This window comes from Dactylosporangium sp. NPDC050588, from assembly GCF_040654975.1.
In the GTDB taxonomy this organism is placed as follows: domain Bacteria; phylum Actinomycetota; class Actinomycetes; order Mycobacteriales; family Micromonosporaceae; genus Dactylosporangium; species Dactylosporangium maewongense.
In genome coordinates, this window is sequence record NZ_JBFAJA010000019.1 from 50,120 (window position 1) to 67,435 (window position 17,316).

Annotated in this window: 19 protein-coding genes; 4 read left to right on the forward strand and 15 right to left on the reverse strand. The window is 71.9% G+C overall.

Annotation, left to right across the window (positions count from 1 at the left end):
* Positions 1–4: 4 nt before the first annotated feature.
* Positions 5–2,110, reverse strand: coding sequence for a glycogen debranching protein GlgX (gene glgX, locus AB0I21_RS15365; RefSeq protein WP_360561542.1), 2,106 nt, complete (start codon positions 2,108–2,110; stop codon positions 5–7).
* Between the two features lie 241 nt (positions 2,111–2,351).
* On the opposite strand from glgX, the gene AB0I21_RS15370 reads away from it, so the two are divergent.
* Entirely contained in the window at positions 2,352–4,388 is a 2,037-nt protein-coding gene (locus AB0I21_RS15370; protein WP_360561544.1) for an amylo-alpha-1,6-glucosidase, read from the forward strand.
* Between the two features lie 100 nt (positions 4,389–4,488).
* A complete protein-coding gene (locus AB0I21_RS15375; protein WP_360561546.1) occupies positions 4,489–5,901 on the forward strand; it encodes a glycosyltransferase family 4 protein in 1,413 nt (470 codons plus the stop codon).
* A 409-nt stretch (positions 5,902–6,310) separates the two neighbouring features.
* Here the strand turns inward: AB0I21_RS15375 and AB0I21_RS15380 are convergent, their stop codons facing one another.
* The 12 genes from AB0I21_RS15380 to AB0I21_RS15435 form a co-directional block, all read right to left on the reverse strand.
* The gene (locus tag AB0I21_RS15380) at positions 6,311–6,928 is read right to left on the reverse strand and encodes a DUF2461 domain-containing protein (RefSeq protein ID WP_360561547.1); all 618 of its coding nucleotides are present in this window, start codon (positions 6,926–6,928) and stop codon (positions 6,311–6,313) included.
* A 10-nt stretch (positions 6,929–6,938) separates the two neighbouring features.
* Positions 6,939–7,577: a DJ-1/PfpI family protein gene (locus AB0I21_RS15385; protein WP_360561548.1), complete on the reverse strand. Its 639-nt coding sequence runs from the start codon at positions 7,575–7,577 to the stop codon at positions 6,939–6,941.
* Positions 7,568–8,515 (reverse strand): GlxA family transcriptional regulator, encoded by a 948-nt coding sequence (locus tag AB0I21_RS15390; protein WP_360561549.1) that lies wholly within the window; start codon positions 8,513–8,515, stop codon positions 7,568–7,570. The genes AB0I21_RS15385 and AB0I21_RS15390 overlap by 10 nt, the downstream gene beginning before the upstream one ends.
* A gap of 150 nt (positions 8,516–8,665) precedes the next feature.
* On the reverse strand, positions 8,666–9,256 hold the full coding sequence (locus tag AB0I21_RS15395) for a MerR family transcriptional regulator (RefSeq protein WP_360561551.1): 591 nt from the start codon (positions 9,254–9,256) through the stop codon (positions 8,666–8,668).
* Positions 9,257–9,430: 174 nt separating this feature from the next.
* Entirely contained in the window at positions 9,431–9,895 is a 465-nt protein-coding gene (locus AB0I21_RS15400) for a bifunctional nuclease family protein (protein WP_033358824.1), read from the reverse strand.
* A 130-nt stretch (positions 9,896–10,025) separates the two neighbouring features.
* A complete protein-coding gene (locus tag AB0I21_RS15405; protein ID WP_360561553.1) occupies positions 10,026–10,676 on the reverse strand; it encodes a MerR family transcriptional regulator in 651 nt (216 codons plus the stop codon).
* Positions 10,677–10,773: 97 nt separating this feature from the next.
* On the reverse strand, positions 10,774–11,214 hold the full coding sequence (locus AB0I21_RS15410) for an FHA domain-containing protein (RefSeq protein ID WP_344498174.1): 441 nt from the start codon (positions 11,212–11,214) through the stop codon (positions 10,774–10,776).
* Positions 11,215–11,402: 188 nt separating this feature from the next.
* Complete coding sequence (gene gcvH / locus AB0I21_RS15415; protein WP_360561555.1) at positions 11,403–11,786, reverse strand: glycine cleavage system protein GcvH; 384 nt, start codon at positions 11,784–11,786, stop codon at positions 11,403–11,405.
* Between the two features lie 45 nt (positions 11,787–11,831).
* Entirely contained in the window at positions 11,832–12,665 is an 834-nt protein-coding gene (locus AB0I21_RS15420; protein ID WP_360561556.1) for a DUF881 domain-containing protein, read from the reverse strand.
* A 200-nt stretch (positions 12,666–12,865) separates the two neighbouring features.
* Entirely contained in the window at positions 12,866–13,198 is a 333-nt protein-coding gene (locus AB0I21_RS15425; protein ID WP_344498180.1) for a small basic family protein, read from the reverse strand.
* Positions 13,195–14,043 (reverse strand): DUF881 domain-containing protein, encoded by an 849-nt coding sequence (locus AB0I21_RS15430; protein ID WP_360561559.1) that lies wholly within the window; start codon positions 14,041–14,043, stop codon positions 13,195–13,197. The genes AB0I21_RS15425 and AB0I21_RS15430 overlap by 4 nt, the downstream gene beginning before the upstream one ends.
* Positions 14,040–14,606 (reverse strand): CDP-alcohol phosphatidyltransferase family protein, encoded by a 567-nt coding sequence (locus tag AB0I21_RS15435; RefSeq protein WP_360561561.1) that lies wholly within the window; start codon positions 14,604–14,606, stop codon positions 14,040–14,042. The genes AB0I21_RS15430 and AB0I21_RS15435 overlap by 4 nt, the downstream gene beginning before the upstream one ends.
* A gap of 119 nt (positions 14,607–14,725) precedes the next feature.
* On the opposite strand from AB0I21_RS15435, the gene AB0I21_RS15440 reads away from it, so the two are divergent.
* On the forward strand, positions 14,726–15,646 hold the full coding sequence (locus tag AB0I21_RS15440) for an aminoglycoside phosphotransferase family protein (RefSeq protein WP_360561563.1): 921 nt from the start codon (positions 14,726–14,728) through the stop codon (positions 15,644–15,646).
* A 60-nt stretch (positions 15,647–15,706) separates the two neighbouring features.
* On the opposite strand, the gene AB0I21_RS15445 is transcribed toward AB0I21_RS15440, so the two are convergent.
* Complete coding sequence (locus tag AB0I21_RS15445) at positions 15,707–16,099, reverse strand: PLD nuclease N-terminal domain-containing protein (protein ID WP_360561565.1); 393 nt, start codon at positions 16,097–16,099, stop codon at positions 15,707–15,709.
* Positions 16,100–16,162: 63 nt separating this feature from the next.
* Between AB0I21_RS15445 and pyrE the strand changes: the two genes are divergently transcribed.
* A complete protein-coding gene (gene pyrE, locus AB0I21_RS15450) occupies positions 16,163–16,666 on the forward strand; it encodes an orotate phosphoribosyltransferase (protein WP_360561567.1) in 504 nt (167 codons plus the stop codon).
* A gap of 18 nt (positions 16,667–16,684) precedes the next feature.
* Here pyrE and AB0I21_RS15455 read toward each other — a convergent pair whose 3' ends face one another.
* Positions 16,685–17,287 (reverse strand): MBL fold metallo-hydrolase, encoded by a 603-nt coding sequence (locus AB0I21_RS15455; RefSeq protein ID WP_360561569.1) that lies wholly within the window; start codon positions 17,285–17,287, stop codon positions 16,685–16,687.
* Between the last annotated feature and the right edge of the window lie 29 nt (positions 17,288–17,316).

Below are 17,316 nucleotides of genomic sequence, written 5' to 3' on the forward strand. Positions count from 1 at the left end.
CCGGTCACACGGTCCGGTCGAGCACGACGAGGGACCGGTCCGGCACCACGAGGGTCCCGCCGGCGGTGTACGACACGCCGCCGCGGGCCGACCCGGGCGCGGTCGCGATCACCAGCTCCCACTCCTTGCCGTAGTCCGGCTGCGGGATGACGAAGTCGACCGGCTCGTAGTGCGCGTTGAAGCACAGCAGGAACGAGTCATCGACGTGCCGCTCGCCGTGCGACCCGCGCTCGGTGATCGACTGGCCGTTGACGAACAGCATGAGCGCCTTGCCGAACTGGTTGTCCCAGTCCTCCTCGGTCATCTGCCGGCCGTCGGTGGCGAACCACGCCACGTCCGGGATGGGCGTGCCCTCCTGCCGGGCCACGGGCCGCCCGGTGAAGAACCGCCGGCGGCGGAACACCCGGTGCCGTTCCCGGAACGCGGCGAGGCCCCGGGTGAAGGCGAGCAGCTGCTCGTCGACGTCGTCCCAGTCGATCCAGCTGATGTCGTTGTCCTGGCAGTACGCGTTGTTGTTGCCGCCCTGGGTGCGGCCGAGCTCGTCGCCGGCGGCGATCATCGGCACGCCCTGCGACAGCATCAGCGTGGTCAGGAAGTTGCGCCGCTGCTTCGCCCGCAGCGCGTTGATGTCGGGGTTGTCGGTGGGACCCTCGACGCCACAGTTCCACGACCGGTTGTGGCTCTCCCCGTCGCGGTTGTCCTCGGTGTTCGCCTCGTTGTGCTTCTCGTTGTACGACACCAGGTCGTTGAGCGTGAAGCCGTCGTGGCAGGTGACGAAGTTGATGCTGGCGAACGGTAGCCGGCCGTCGTCCTGGTAGAGGTCCGCCGAGCCGCAGATCCGCGACGCGAACTCGCTGAGCGTCGCGGGCTCCCCGCGCCAGAAGTCGCGGACCGTGTCGCGGAACTTGCCGTTCCACTCCGTCCACAGCGGCGGGAAGTTGCCGACCTGGTAGCCGCCCGGGCCGACGTCCCACGGCTCCGCGATCAGCTTCACCTGGTTGACGACCGGGTCCTGCTGCACGACCTCGAAGAACGTCGACAGGCGGTCGACCTCGTAGAACTCGCGGGCCAGGGTCGAGGCGAGGTCGAAGCGGAACCCGTCGACGCGCATCTCCGTCACCCAGTAGCGCAGCGAGTCCATGATGAGCTGCAGGGTGTGCGGGTTGCGCACGTTGAGGCTGTTGCCGGTGCCCGTGTAGTCGGTGTAGTAGCGGTTGTCGTCGTCCTCGAGCTTGTAGTAGTGCCCGTTGTCCAGGCCCTTGAAGCCGAGCGTCGGGCCGAGGTGGTTGCCCTCGGCGGTGTGGTTGTAGACGACGTCGAGGATGACCTCGATGCCGGCCGCGTGCAGGGCCTTGACCATGCCGCGGAACTCCTGGACCTGCTGGCCGCGGTGCCGCCGCGCGTAGCCGTGGTACGGGGCGAAGAAGCCGATCGTGTTGTAGCCCCAGTAGTTGGACAGGCCGAGCTCCACCAGGCGCTGGTCGTGCACGAAGTGGTGCACCGGCAGCAGCTCCAGGGCGGTGACGCCGAGCCGGCGCAGGTGCTCGATGATCGCCGGGTGGGCGATGCCGGAGTACGTGCCGCGCAGCTCCTCCGGCACGTCCGGGTGGCGCATCGTCAGGCCCTTCACGTGCGCCTCGTACACCACGGTGTGGTGGTACGGGATGCGCGGCGCGGCGTCGTTGCCCCAGTCGAACCACGGGTTCACCACGACGGCCTTCGGCATGAACGGCGCGGAGTCGGCGGTGGACATCTGTTCGGGGTCGTTGAAGTCGTACCCGTAGACGGCCGGGTCCCAGGTGATGTCGCCGTCGATCGCCTTGGCGTACGGGTCCAGCAGCAGCTTGTGGGGGTTGCAGCGCAGCCCCCGTGCCGGATCGTAGTCACCGTGCACGCGGAAGCCGTAGCGCTGTCCCGGGTCGACACCAGGCAGGTAGGCGTGCCACACGAAGGCGTCGACCTCGACGAGCTTGATGCGCTCCTCGACGTCGTTGTCGTCGAACAGGCACAGTTCGACGGCTGTTGCCACCTCGGAGAAGATCGCGAAGTTCGTGCCCTGCCCGTCGTACGTAGCACCCAACGGGTACCGGTTGCCCGGCCAAACCTGCATCTCAACTCCTGATCCATCAGCCGGCACCGGTGTTCAACGGGTGCGGCGTTGCCACAGTGTTACGTGCGTCGAAAGTTCACGCGCGGGTACGCGCGAAGCTGGCTGCCATATGCCCAGTGCCATCAATAATGAATCGTGCGCCGGGGCGCGTCGGCTTTCCGACAGGTGCCCGGGATGAATCACACCCGAAATTCGTGTGGCGCACGTTTCAAACAAGGGGGATTGGATCATAGTTGGGCACATGCCCCCGGGATCGGTCATGACCTTCGGCCCCCATGTCTGCGGCTCGGCTTCCGGGTTCGAACACGAGTGGCTCGTCACCGACGGGACCGGCGGTTACGCGACCGGGACGGTCGCGGGTCTCCGCACCCGGCGGTATCACGGCCTGCTCGTGACCCCGGACCGGCACCTCGCGCTCGCCGCCCTCGACCCCGTCGTCACCCTGCCCGGCGGAGCCGCCGTGCGCCTCGCCGTGCACGAGTGGGCGTCCGGCGCGATCGATCCGGCCGGCCACCACCACCTCGAGCACTTCGAGCTCGCCGACGGCGTGCCGCGCTGGCGCTGGCGGATCGGCGAGGTCGTGATCGAGCGCGAGGTCGCGATGACGCACGGGCGCAACAGCGTCGCCGTCGTGCACCGGCTCGTCGACGCGCCCGCCGGCGTCACGGTCGAGCTGACGCTGACCGCGCTGTGCACGTGGCGCGACGCCGACGGCGAACGGGACCGGACGACCGAGCCGCCGGCGGTCGAGCTCGCCGGGGGCGGCGGGTTCACCGTCGACGGCGCCTACCGCGTCGACGGGCCGGACTTCCGGCCGGTCGGCGAGTGGTACCTCGACGCGTACGCCCGCGAGGAGGCGGCCCGGGGCCTGAACCCGGTCGAGGACCTGTGGGCCGCCGGCACGTTCCAGGCCACCCTGGCCCTCGACGAGACGCTCTCGGTGTCCGCCTGGTCCGGCGACCTCGACGCCGTGCCTCCCGCGGCGGCCACCGTCGTGGCCGACACGCGGCGCCGGGCGCGGAAGCTGCTGCGGACCGCCGCCACCGCCGGTGCCCGCGACGCCGTCGACAAGGCGCTCGTGCTCGCCGCCGACCAGTGCATCGTCACGAAGCCCGACGGGACGCCCGACGTCGTCGCCGGGTACCCGTGGTTCGGCAGCTACCTGCGCGACACGATGACCGCCTACGAGGGACTGTTCCTCGCCACCGGACGGTTCGACGAGGGCGCCCGGCTGCTGCGGGCCCACGCCGACCTCCCCGAGCGGATGCGCGCCTCCCGGCTGGGCGACTGCGACGGGCCGCTGTGGTTCGTGCACGCCGCCGAGCGGCACGTCGCCCGTACCGGCGACGACGCCCTCGCCGCGGAGCTGCTGCCGGTGCTGGAGGGCGTGATCGCGGCGTACACCAAAGGCACCCGCGACGGCGTGCGCGCCGACACCTCCGACGGGCTGCTCGCCGTCGAGGCCGACGAGTCCGGCCTCACCTGGATGAACGCGCGGCTGCCCCGCGGCCCCGTCACCCCGCGCGACGGCAAGCCCGTCGAGCTCAACGCCCTGTGGGCCAACGCCCTCGGCGCCGTCGGCGCGCTGCGGGAGCGCTGCGGCCGCGACGCCTCCGTCGTGCACTCCCGCCGGGAGGCGGTGAAGGCCCAGGTCGTCAAGCGGTTCCGGGCCCCCGACGGGTGGCTCTTCGACCTCGTCGACGCCCGGCCGGCCGCCTACCCGAAGGGCGGCGGCAGCATCCACGACGACGCCGTGCTGCGCCCCAACCAGCTGCTGGCGTTCAGCCTGCCGTACGCGCCGGCCGCCGACGAGCCGCGGCTGCGCACGCAGGTGCTGCAGGCGATCGGGGCGACCCTCGTCACGCCGCTCGGGCTGCGCAGCCTCGCCCCGGCCGAGTACGGCTACCACGGCACCCACCGCGGCGGCGTGGTCGCCCGCGACACGGCGTATCACCAGGGGACCGCGTGGCTGTGGCTGCTGGGGCCGTATGTCGAGGCGCGGATCGCGGCCGGGCTGCCGGTGGACACCGTGCTCACCGCCGTCGAGGCGCACCTCGGCGAGTGCGGCCTCGGCTCCGTCAGCGAGATCGCGGAGGGTGACGCCCCGCACCGCGCGACCGGCGCCCCGTTCTCCGCCCGCTCGGTCGCCGCGGTGCTGCACGCGAGGGCCGCCATCAGGGCGAATCGCAAGTTGCAAACGGCATCTTCCGGCAAGACCGAAAAGTTGAAATTGGCCCGCGATGCTGCTCCGCGCAAGCGCCGGAACGCGCTACGGTGACAGTCGGCGACGAGAGGTATCCGCAATGCGCGTCTTGATGATCGCCTGGGATTTTCAGAGTCCGTCGACAGATGGTGCGCCCCGCGGGCGCATCGCAGCGTTGTCAGCAGCACTGGCCGCCGCCGGTCACTCGGTGACCGTGGTGACCCGCCATGGTCCTGTCCCGGAGTCCGTCGTCGACGGCGTACGGGTGGTCCGCGCCGCGCCGCTGCCTTCGGCCGACGGGGTGGGCGGGGCCGGCGCGCTCGCCGACACGATGGCCGTCAACCACCTGCTCGCCGAGGCCGCGGTCCGCACCGTGCCCGCCGAGGGGTATGACATCATCCACGCCCACGACTGGTTTGTCACCCACGCCGCGGTCACCCTCAAGGAGGCGCTCGGGGTGCCGTTCGTCGCCTCGATGCAGGCGACCGAGGCGGGCCGGCGGCAGGGCTACCTCACCGGCGACACCAGCCGCTCCGTGCACTCCGTCGAGTGGTGGCTGGGCTCCGAGGCGTGCCGGGTGATCGTGCCCACCGAGTACCTGCGGTGGGAGGTCCAGCACCTCTTCGACGTCCCCGACGAGCGGGTCGACGTCGTGCCCAACGGCATCGACCCCGACAGGTGGACGGCGAGCGCCCGCGAGGTCCTCGCCGCCCGGCTCCGCTTCGCCGGCGAGGGGCCGCTGCTCGTCTCCGCGGGCCGGCTCATCGCCGAGAAGGGCGTCCAGGACCTGCTCGAGGCCCTCCCGGCGATCCGCGACCGGCACCCCGGCACGCGCGCCGTCGTCGTCGGCGACGGTGACTACCGGGCCACCCTCATCGAGGAGGCGCGCAAGCGCAAGCTGCACCGCGCCGTCAGCTTCCCCGGCCAGCTCGACCAGCGCACCCTCGCCGCGGTCCTCGCCGCCGCCGACGCGTTCGTCGTGCCCAGCCGGTATGAGCCGACCGGCACCGTCGCCCTCGAAGCGGCGGCCTCGGGTGCGGCGCTCGTCGTCGCGTCGACGGGTGGGCTCGCCTCGATCGTGGAGCACGGCGTCACCGGCGTCCGCTTCCCCGTCGGTGAGCCCGACGGCCTCGCCGACGCCGTCGACGCGTTGCTGCAGGACCCGATGTTCGCGCAGGGCCTGGCGACGAAGGCCCGGCAGATGGTCCGGGACCGGCACTCGTGGGAGGCGATCGCGGCCCGCACCGCCGCCGTCTACGCCGACGCGGTGGCCTCCGCGCCGGACTTCGAGGCGCGCCGGCACGCGGCGGTGGTCGGCTCCGGCCTGCCCGTCGTCTTCGTCCCGCCGGGCAACCTGCTGGCCGACCCGCCGGAGGTCCCGGTCGGCGAGCGTCCCGCCACGCTGCTGCGCGCCGCCGCCGAGGAGGCCGCCTGGCAGGCCGGCGCGTCGGCCGCCCGCGAGGCGATGCGCACCGAGGGCGCCCTGTGGCACGACGCCGTCGAGCGGGAAGCCGCTGACCGCGCCGAGGCCGCCCGGGCCGCCGCAGCCCCGTTCGACGTCGTCATGGCCGCCGTCGAACGCCGCTGACCCAGCCCGACACCGTTGTCCGCCCCGACAAGACCCAGCGCCTCGTGATCCGGAAGACCTTGTGCCCCTGTAGCCGCACGAAGTCTTCCGGATCATGTTGTATGCCGCGCTTCGGCTGAGTCCGGTCGGCGTCTCGTGATCCGGTAGACCTTGTGCACCTGTGACCGCACGAAGTCTTCCGGATCATGTTGTATGCCGCGCTACGGCTGAGTCCGGTCGGCTTCTCGTGATCCGGTAGACCTTGTGCACCTGTGACCGCACGAAGTCTTCCGGATCATGGTGTACGCCGCGCTTCGGCTGAGTCCGGTCGGCGTCTCGTGATCCGGTAGTCCTTGTGCGCCTGTGACCGCACGAAGTCTTCCGGATCATGGTGTACGCCCTGCCGCGGCCGAGGCCGCTCAGCGGCGGGTCAGGTGTGGGTGGCGAGCCACTCCTGGAGCGGGGCGCACGAGCGGAAGAACGTCACCAGGTGCGTCTTCGCCTTCGCGGTGCCCAGCCAGGGGCGCAGCTCGAACTGGTGCCACGCGATCAGGCCCTTCTGCCGCAGCAGGTCCGCGCGCGGGTGGTCCTTCGGGAAGCCGCGCGGGACGGTCTTCAGCTGCTCGTGCGAGGTGACCGAGGTGCCCTTCGCCTCCAGGGCGGCGACGATCTCGGTGAGCGGGGCGCCGCTGGAGTCGTCGGCGACCGCCTGGCGGAACTTCGCCAGCCGTGGGGAGTCCATCATGTACGCGCCGGCTCCCGCCGCCAGGCCGGCCGCCGTCAGCTGGACGTAGCCGCCCTGCTCGAACGAGGCCGCGCACGAGGTCTTGTACGGCGACTTGTCGGCGCTGAACCGGACGTCACGGTACGGGCGGAAGATCTTCGCCGGGCCGAACTCCGGCGCGAGCTCCTCCAGCAGGGCGAGCATCGGGGCACGGACCTGCTCCTCGTACACCGCCTTGTGGGCGGTCCAGTACGTCTTGGAGTTGTCGGCCTCGAGGCCGTCGTAGAAGTCGAGGGCCTCGGCGGGCCAGCCACGGAACGCCACGACCAGCAGTCTATGTCGTCAGCACGAGGTGGGCGTCCGCGCGCAGCCGCGACACGAGGGCCGGGGGAGCGGTCAGCGGTGAGCCGGCGGCGAACGGCGGCCGGGGGTCGTACTCGCAGGCGAGCTGGATCGACTGGGCCACCTGCGGCCCGGCGATCGTGGCCGCCAGGGTGAGCGCCAGGTCGATGCCGGCCGAGACGCCCGCGCCGGTCACGTACTTGCCGTCCTGCACGACCCGCTCGGCGACGGGGGTCACGCCGTACATCGGCAGCAGATCCAACGCGAGCCAGTGCGACGTCGCGGTCCGGCCCCGCAGCAGGCCCGCGGCCGCGAGGATGAGCGAACCGGTGCAGACCGACGTCGTCCAGGTCGTGGCGGGATCGACGGCGCGCAGCCAGTCGTGCAGGGCGGTGTCGGCCACCTGGTCGCGCACGGACGGGCCGCCGGGGACCAGGACGAGATCGGGGTCGCGGCAGTCCGCGAGGGCCCGGTCGGCGACGAGCGAGAGCGCCCCGGTGTCGGTGCGGACGGGCCCGGCCTGCACCCCGGCGAACGTGACCCGCGCGCCGGGCAGCCGCGACAGGATCTCGTAGGGGCCGATGGCGTCCAGGGCCGTCATTCCGTCGTACACCACGAAAATCAGCTGCATGAGAACCGCTCCTTGTAGTCGGTCGGTGTGACACCGAGCGTCCGGATGAACGCGCGGCGCATGGCCTCGCCGGTGCCGTAGCCACAGGCCCGCGCCGTGTCCTCCACGAACGCGCCCTCCTCGAGGTGCCGGCGGGCGGTCTCCAGGCGGACCCGGTCGACGTAGCGGCCGGGCGGCGTGCCGACCTCCGCCGTGAACGCCCGGCTGAACTGGCGCGGGGACAGGTTGGCCCGCCTCGCGAGGGCCTCGACGGTGAGGTCGCCGCCGGGGTGCTCGGCGATGTGGCGCTGCACCTCCCGCAGCGGGTCGCGGTCGGCGACCTGCGCCTCCAGTTGCGCGCTGAACTGCCGCTGCCCGCCGGGCCGGCGGACGAACATCACGAGGTGCCGGGCGATCTCGAGCGCGAGATCCCGGCCGTGGTCCTGCTCGACGACCGCGAGGGCCAGGTCGATGCCGGCGGTGACCCCGGCGGAGGTCCAGACGCCCCGGTCGTGGACGAAGATCGGCTCGGTGTCGACGGTGACGCCGGGGAAGCGGCGGGCGAGCGCCGGGGCGTAGCGCCAGTGGGTCGTGGCGCGGCGCCCGTCGAGCAGGCCCGCCTCGGCGAGCAGGAACGCCCCCGTGCACACCGACGCCACCCGCCCGGCCCGGGGCGCGGCGCCGCGGAGCCAGTCGACGAGCCGCGGGTCGCTCGTCCGGGTGCCGACGCCGCCGGGCACGACCAGCACGTCCGCCGGGTCAGCGTGGACCAGGTCGTCGTCCGGCAGCATCCGGAGTCCGCTGGACGTCCGGACGCCGAGGCCGCCGACGCTGCCGGTGCGGACGCTGTACGACCCGCTCCTGGCCTGCTCGGCGCCCGCGAACACCTCGACCGGTCCGGTCACGTCGAGGCTCTGCACCCCGTCGAACAGCACCACCAGTACCCGCCGAGCCGCCATGCCTCAGATCCTGGCTGCGTCGCGGGGATGTCCGCAACGACGCCGACCCCACCTTTCATGCCACGCTGTTCGGATCATGAGGACATGCGGAAACGCCGGCCGACCTGAGGCGGTCGACCGGCGCTGGTGGTGCTGGAGTGGTGCCGGGGCTCAGCCCGCGCGGCGGCGGGCCCGGCGCATGGCCAGCTCGTCACCGCCGGCCTGGGCGAAGTCGTCGGCGGAGACCGGGGCCTCCTCGGCGGGGGTGGCCGCCTCGGCGGGCAGGTGCGACAGCGTGCCCTCGATCTCCTTGAACGCGCCGGAGATCGCGATGCCGAACACGCCCTGACCGCCCTGCAGCAGGTCGACGACCTCTTCGGGGGAGCGGCACTCGTAGACGGTGGTGCCGTCGGAGATCAGGGTGATGCCGGCCAGGTCGGCGACGCCGCGGGAGCGCAGGGTCTCGATCGCCTTGCGGATGTTCTGCAGGGAGACGCCCGCGTCCAGGAGGCGCTTGACGACCTTGAGCACGACGATGTCGCGGAACGAGTAGAGCCGCTGGCTGCCGGAGCCCGCCGCGTCGCGCACGCTCGGCACGACCAGCGCGGTGCGGGCCCAGTAGTCGAGCTGCCGGTAGCTGATCCCGGCGGCGTGGCAGGCGGTCGGACCGCGGTAGCCGACGTCGTCGGACTTGGCGATCGTACTCACCGAAACCGTGTCAGCAGCATGACCGGATATCCCGGGATCGGGCGGCTGTTGCATTGCGACCCACCTCCAGCGTCAACACCCGCAACCCTATAGCGCACCTTGAGGGTCAGCGGGGAGGTAACGCCGCGACACGCCGCGTGCCGGTGCGTCAAATTTTCCGCGCGTCGCCATCGTAGCCATTTGTCCGATATGTCGGCGGTACGAGGAGACCCTTCGGAACCGAACCTACTACCCGGCGAAGTCCTCCGGGCGGACCTGCTCCAGGAACTCGCGGAACTTCTCCACCTCGTCCTCCTGCTCGTCCGGGATGACGATGGCGGCCTCGGTGAGCACCTGGTCCGCGCAGCGGATCGGCGCGCCCACCCGCAGCGCCAGAGCGATCGAGTCACTCGGCCGGGCGGAGACCCGCACGTTGTCGCCGATGACCAGCTCGGCATAGAAGATGTTGTCGCGCATCTCGACGATCTCGACCGCCTTCAGCGGTGCCTTGAGCGCCGCCAGCATGTCGCGCATCAGGTCGTGGGTGAGCGGCCGCGCAGGCTTGACCCCCTGCTGCTCATAGGCGATCGCGGTCGCCTCCACCGCACCGATCCAGATCGGCAGGTAGCGGTCGCCGTCGACCTCCTTGAGCAACACGATGGGCTGATTGGTAGGCAGCTCCACGCGAACACCGACCACATTCAGCTCTCGCACTGCCCGCCTCCGTGTCGACTTGCCACTCCCTGCACGGTACACGGACCAAGGGGCGGTCGTGCCACTCGCGCCACCGGCCAAGTGCGCTCAGTGGCGAAGATCGCTCCGGTCGAGGGTGCGAAGGAGGGTCTCACTTACCCAGGATCTCGCGCAGGCCCGCTCGCACCAAGGCGGCATGCACCCGCTGGGTCAGTGCGGCCAGCTCGTGGACGGTGTCCGCGGCCCGCGCCCGGGCAGCCGGCCCGCTCTGCCGGGTCATGGGCGTCACCAGCTGGCTGAACAGGCCGATCTCGCGGTCCGCGGCGGCCCGGTAGGCCCGCAGGTGGCGCGCCTCGATGCCGAACTCGGCCAGCCGCGCCGCCGCCGTCGCCACCTCGAGCGCGTCGGCGTCGAACCCGCCGCCCGGCCGGGGCTTCACCAGGCCGTGCCCCTCCAGGGCGCGCAGCGTGTCGTCGCTCAGGCCGGCCTTGTCGAGCAGCTCCTGGCGGTTGAGCCGCACCTCGGGGGTGGCCTCGACCGGCAGCGCGGACTGCGACACGTCGGTGAGCGGGTCGCCCATCGTCGCGAGATGCTCGCGGATCACCCGAAGCGGGAGATATTGGTCACGCTGGGCGGTCAGTACGTAGCGCAGCCGGGAGATGTCGGTCCAGGTGTACTTGCGATAGCCGGCCGGCGTCCGCCGCGGCTCCACGAGACCCTCGGTCTCCAGGAACCGCAGCTTCGAGATCGTCACGTCCGGGAAGTCGGCGCGCAGCTGCGCGAGCACCTCGCCGATGCTCATCAGGCGCTCACCCCGGGCAGCACCTTGAGGACCGCCACGGTCGTGCCCGTCGCGGTCCTGCGGTGTGTCCCAGGCGGCTGCCGACGCCGTCATCGCCTCAGCTCTCGTCGGGGCGCGGTCCTGCCACGAACACGAGGCGGAACTTGCCGATCTGGACCTCGTCGCCGTTGCTGAGGGTCGCGGCCTCGACCCGCTCGCGGTTCACATACGTGCCGTTGAGGCTGCCGACGTCGCGGACCGTGAACGTGCCACCCTCGCGGTGGAACTCGGCGTGGCGACGCGACACCGTGACGTCGTCGAGGAAGATGTCACTGTCGGGGTGCCGACCGCTGGTCGTCACGTCGTGGTCGAGCAGGAAGCGGGCACCGGCGTTGGGCCCGCGGCGGACCGCCAGCAGGGCCGTGCCGGGTGGCAGTGAGCCCGACACGCGGGTGGGGACCACGTCGTCGTCCTGCCCGGCGATGGCATCCTCAATGGCGCCAAGGTTAAGCGTGGACGTGACGTCGAGCGGGGGGAACTCGTCGTCTGGGCGCGTCATGGAACCACCTCACGGTCGTCTGTTCGGGTGTCCTCCGATGCGACAGGCCGATGCATACGGTTGACTGAGCGAGCCTAGTCACGCCCGAAATCACGGGTCAACCAGACGCGCGGCAGCCAATTGCCGTATTTCCTGTCAGTCTCTTCGGACGTTGTCTGCTGGTGCGCTGTTTCAGTTCGCGGTGCTGCTCAGCTGTTCTCGGTCAGTTCCCGGTACGCCGCGGCGTCGAGCAGCGCGTCGACGGCCGCCGGGTCGTCTGCCTTGAGCTCGACCAGCCAGCCGGCGCCGTACGGGTCGGAGTTGAGCACCTCGGGCGTGGCGTCCAGGGCGGCGTTGACCGCGACGATCTCACCCGACACCGGAGCGTAGATCTCCGACACGCTCTTGGTCGACTCGACCTCGCCGAACGACTCGCCGGCCTGCACCTTCGCGCCGACCTCCGGCAGCTGCACGAACACGATGTCGCCCAGCGCTTCCTGGGCGAAGTCGGTGATGCCGACCTTGAAGGCGCCGGCGTCCGCCGGTGCGAGCCACTCGTGCTCCGCCGTGTAACGCAGATCCTCGGGAATCACGTCGGTCCTTCGCTCGTGCTGGCCGGTCCGTCGTCGGGTGCCGGGTCAAGCTGGCTTTGCGTATCGCAACTCACCGGCGGCGTGCAACGCTGTCACGCGCACCGGGTCCGCTTCGCGCACCAGAACCGTACCGCCGTGCTGCCGCACGCTGTCCACCACCCCTCCGGGGATGTTCAGCGCAGTGCGCATGGTGTCAGGCCCTCCGATGACCATGATCGTATACGGCGCCGTGAGACTCGACCCGGCGACCACCAGCCGGTCGTTGTCCCCGTCCACGAAGTAGGTCGCGGCGACGACGCGGACCGTGCCGCCCTCGCGCCCGCTGATCTGCATCGCCTCGGCGCCGGCGCCGCGCAGCTCCTCGATCGCGTCGAGGATGACCTCGGCCTTGACCTTCTCCGTGCCCGGGGTGATCTCGATCGACAGCCCGGGCCCCTCCGCCGGCAGCGTCCCGGCCAGGATCCCCAGCTCGTCGGCCCGTTTCCGGGCCTCGGCGAGCGCCGCGTCGCGCCCCTGCGCCCCCGAGTCCAGCTGCCGCCGCGTCTCCTCCAGGTCGCTGATCTCCCGCCGCAGCCGATCCTGCTGCGCGTCGAGATCCGACAGGATCCGCACCAGGTCCTCGGGCCTGGCGGCGGCCAGCTCGGCGTCGGAGTTGCCCGCCTTGAACTGCACCGAGATCCCGAACCCGAGCAGCCCCAGCAGCAGCGCGATGACCAGCCCGGTCCCGCCCCACCGCCGCCTGCCGCCGGCATCCGTCGCCTCACCCGGCGGGGGAGTGCCCTCGGACTCACCCGGAACTGCTTCCGCGGGGGTCGTCCCGTGTGCAGTTTCGGGTTCTTCGCTTCCGGCCCGTTCCGCCGATTCCCCTCTTCCGGACATTTCCGAAATGTCGCCCGTACGGGGGAGCTGGCGGGGTGATGGAGGGCGCCGGCGGGGAGGCGTCGAAGGGGAGCGCCCGGCATCGCCCTCGCCCGTGAGGGAGGGACGGTCACCCTCGGCCGGCGAGGAGGGCTGCGCACCGTCCTCAGGTGTGAGGTGGAGGTGGTCGCCGTCGGCCGGCGGGGTGTCGTCGGTGGGGGTCATGCGCGGAAGAGGTGACGGCGGATGGCGGCGGCGTTGCTGAAGATGCGCACGCCCAGGACGACGACGACACCGGTGGAGAGCTGGCCGCCGACGCCGAGCTGGTCACCGAGGTAGACGATGAGGGCGGCGACCAGCACGTTGGAGATGAACGAGATGGTGAACTGCTTGTCGTCGAAGATGCCGTCGAGCTTCGCCCGCACGCCCCCGAACACGGCGTCCAGGGCGGCGACGACGGCGATCGGCAGGTACGGCTGCAGACCCAGCGGCACGGTCGGCTCGAGGAAGATTCCCGCCGCGACGCCGATGGCGAGTGCGAGCACCGCGATCACCGGTGACCTCCAGTGGGTGATGGCGACACCGAGGGTGCCGGCGGGTGGGCGTACCGCAGCGGGGGCTCGGGGGCGGCGGCGAGGACGAGCCCCTTGCGGGCCTTGACGGTGAACTGCATGCGGTAGTTGTCGACGTACCGGCGGAACCGGCGGGCGGTCGTGGACGAGGAGAACCGGTCGGCGATGTCGGGGGAGCCGATGGCGGCGACGTCGTACGGGCCGGTGACGGGCTTGAAGTCGACGAGGATCACGCCGCCGGCGGCGCGGATGGTGCTGGTGGCGGTGAGGCGCTGGCCGTTGACGGCGATGGCCTCCGCCCCGGCCTGCCAGAGGCCGTTGGCGACGTCCTGCAGGTCGCGGTCCAGCACGATGCCCAGGTTCTCCTCGGCGGTGTGGCCGGTGACCGGGTCGACCTGCGGGGGAGCGTCGACGACGCGGACGACGACCCCGTCGCCGGTGACCTTCGCGGTGCCGGCGCCGGCGGCGAGGCCGCGCAGCGTGGCGGCGCCGGAGGCGTCGGCGAGGGCGTCGTCGCGGGCCTGGTCGACCTGGGTGCGGAGCACGTCGACCTGGCGCTGCAGGTCCTCCGCCGTGCGCTGCCGCGAACGGACGTCGGCGACCAGGTCGTCGCGCGCCCGGCTCGCCGACGGCGCCTCGGCGACCACCTGGTGGTATGCCACGGCCAGCAGGAACCCGACGGCCGCGAGCGTCACGGCCCGGGCGGCCGGCCCCCACCGGGGCGGCGGCGTGCCCTCCCGGCGGCGGGCGGCGGCCTGCGCGTAGCCCGGGTCGAGCGGCGTGCGGAACAGGTCGCCGAGCAGGTCGTCGCGGCGAGCGAACGTCACGACGCGAGCCGGCCGGCCCGCACGTGGATCGCGGCCTGGATGAAGTAGAAGACGGCGGCCACCCAGTACAGGACGATCCCCCACCACAGGAGCGCCCAGCCGCTCGGCAGCGCCCACGGCCGGGCGGCCTCGCTGAACTTGGCGAGCAGCATCATCGGGAAGCCCATCAGCAGCACCGCGGTGGCGGTCTTGCCGACATAGTGCACGGGCGGCGGGCCGTGCCCGAGGACGCGCAGGACGACGAGGCACAGGATCATGACGGCCTCGCGGGCCAGCAGCGCGATCGTGAACCACCACGGCACGACGTCCTTGAACGTCAGCGCGAACAGCGTCGCCAGGATGTACAGGCGGTCGGCGAGGGGGTCGAGCAGCTCGCCGAGGCGGCTGACCTGCTTGAGGCGGCGGGCGGCGAAGCCGTCGACCCAGTCGCTGAGCCCGCCGACGACGAGCACGCCGATCGCCCAGCCGGTCGCGTCGGTGGCGAGGAACAGGTACAGGAACAGCGGCACGCCGAGCAGGCGGGCGAAGCTGATCAGGTTCGGCACCGTGAGCACCGGACCCAAGCTCTGCCGCTGGTCCACCGTCCGCCCGCTCTCCCCGATCAGCTGTACGACGACCGGAATGCTAGCAGCACCCGATCGCGTGCTCGCGCAGGCGCGGCGGGAGGTGGGACGATCGTGCGATGGTGGAGGCTTCCGGGGTACGCATCGGCTGGGACGACCTGCCGCCGTCGGTGCACGCGGCGGTCACCGCGATCCTGGGCGGGCCGGTCGTGGAGGCCGTGTCGCAGGTCGGCGGGTTCTCGCCCGGCACCGCGGACAGGGTGCGCCTGGCCGACGGCTCGCGGGCGTTCGTCAAGGCGGTCAGCGCCGCGCACAACGAGCACAGCGTCGCCCTGCACCGCGCCGAGGCCCGGGTCACCGCGGCGCTGCCGGCGGACGTGCCGGCGCCCCGCCTGCTCGGGTTCCACGACGACGGCACCTGGGTGGCGCTCGTGTTCGCCGACGTGGAGGGCCGGCAGCCGCTCGTACCGTGGCAGCAACCGGACCTCGAGGCCGTTCTGGACGCGCTGCGGCGGCTCGCGGTGCCGGCGACGGGGCTGCCGGCGCTGCCCTCGCTGCTCGCCCACAACTTCGCCGGCTGGCGGCGGCTGGCGGCCGATCCGCCGCCGTCGCTGGATCCGTGGGCGGCGGCCAACCTGGACCTGCTCGTCGAGCTCGCCGACCGGGGGACCGCGGCCCTGGCCGGGGACCGTCTGGTGCATGTCGACATCCGCGCCGACAATCTGCTGATCCGCCCGGACGGTTCGGTGATGGTCGTCGACTGGCCGGGCGCCGCGGTGGGTGTCTCCTGGTTCGACACCCTCTCGCTGCTGCTCAATGTCCGTCTGTACGGCGGGGAGATCTCCGACGATGTGCTGGACTGCTTCTCGCCCGACCCCGGTGACGTGACCGCGGTGGTGGCGGGCCTGGCGGCGTTCTTCACCGACGGGGCCCGGCAGCCCGCGCCGCCGGGGCTGCCGACGCTGCGCCGCTTCCAGCAGGACCAGGCCGACGTCATGCTGCCCTGGCTGCGGGCCCGGCTCGACGCCGGGCTGCGCTAGCTTCCGGGCCGGCTTTCCGGTCTTGCTTTCCGGGCCGGCTTTCCGGGCCGGCTTTCTGGTCTAGCTTTCGGGGCGCTCCTCGCGGCGGCGCAGTTCCTCCTCGCGGCGGCGGAGGTCGGCCTCCCACTTGCTGAACATCTCCTCGTCGTCGCGGCGCGAGCGGGCGAGCTCGCGCAGGAACGCGGGGTCGTCGTCGGGCGCGACGGACCGGGGCCGCTCGCTCTCCGGGAAGCCGCTGCCCGGCCGCCACGTGCCGCCCGCCCGGACGGCCTGCGGGCGCCCGGCGGCGTACCAGGCGATCCACCCGACCGGGGAGAACAGCAGGATGATGAAGACCCAGGCGACCTTCGGCAGGTTACGCACCCGGTCCTCGTCGGAGGACAGGCAGTCGATGAGCGCGACGACCAGCATCACCAAGTCGATCAGGAACAGCAGTCCATAGAGGCGAATCACGCCGGACATCATGGCAGCCCCCGGCGCCGTTGTCTGTCCCCGCCGATGGGATCCTTCAACCTTGTGGAAACCGCTGACCTCGCCGCGATCATCGCCGAGCGCTGCCGCCTGACCGGCTCGTTCGTCCTGCGATCGGGGCGCACCGCGACGCACTACTTCGACAAGTACCAGTTCGAGGCCGATCCGGTCCTGCTCGACGCCGTCGGCGCCGGGCTCGCCCGGCTCGTGCCCGCCGGCACGGAGGTCCTCGCCGGGCTGGAGATGGGCGGGATCGCGGTCGTCGTCGCGCTCGCCCGGCACGCGGGGCTGCCGTGCGCGTTCGTCCGCAAGGCCGCGAAGCCCTACGGCACCGGCCGCCTCGCCGAGGGCGCCGACCTCACCGGCCGCCAGGTCCTGCTGGTCGAGGACGTCGTCACCTCGGGCGGCCAGATCGCCCTGTCGGCCGCGGCGCTGCGGTCGGCCGGGGCGATCGTCTCCGACGCCGTGTGTGTCATCGACCGTCAGGAGGGCGGGACCGAGGCGCTGGCGGCCGAGGGCATCACCCTGCACCCGCTGTTGCGTTTTTGATCTGCTGCGCTCTCGTCGCTAGATGCCGGACTCGGCGGCGATGGTGGTGTCCGTGCCGTGGCCGGTGTGGACGACCGTGTCGCCCGGGAGGGTGAGCAGGCGGGTCCGGATCGACTCCAGGATCGTCGGCTTGTCCGAAAATGATCGGCCGGTGGCGCCGGGGCCGCCCTGGAAGAGGGTGTCGCCGGTGAAGACGACGCCGAGCTCCGGCGCCGACAGGGACACGGCGCCGGGGCTGTGGCCGGGCGTGTGCAGGACCGTCAGGTCGGTGCCGGCGACCGTGATGACCTGACCGTCGGCCAGGGTCGCGGACGGTTCGAGGTCGGGGTGGCGCATGTGCCACAGCGGCAGATCCTCCGGGTGCAGCAGGATCGGCGCGCCGGTGCGCAGCGCCACCTCCGGGGCGGCGTCGATGTGGTCGTCATGGCCGTGCGTGCAGACGATCGCCAGCAACCGCCGGGAGCCGACGGCGTGCAGGATCGCGGCGGCGTCGTGGGCGGCGTCGATGACGATCGCCTCCTCGTCGTCGCCGACGATCCACACGTTGTTGTCGACGTCGAACGTCTCGCCGTCCAGCGAGAACGTGCCTTCGGTGACGATTCGTTCGATTCGCGCGGCCATACTCGTATCTTTACAGGCCCGGGAACTTC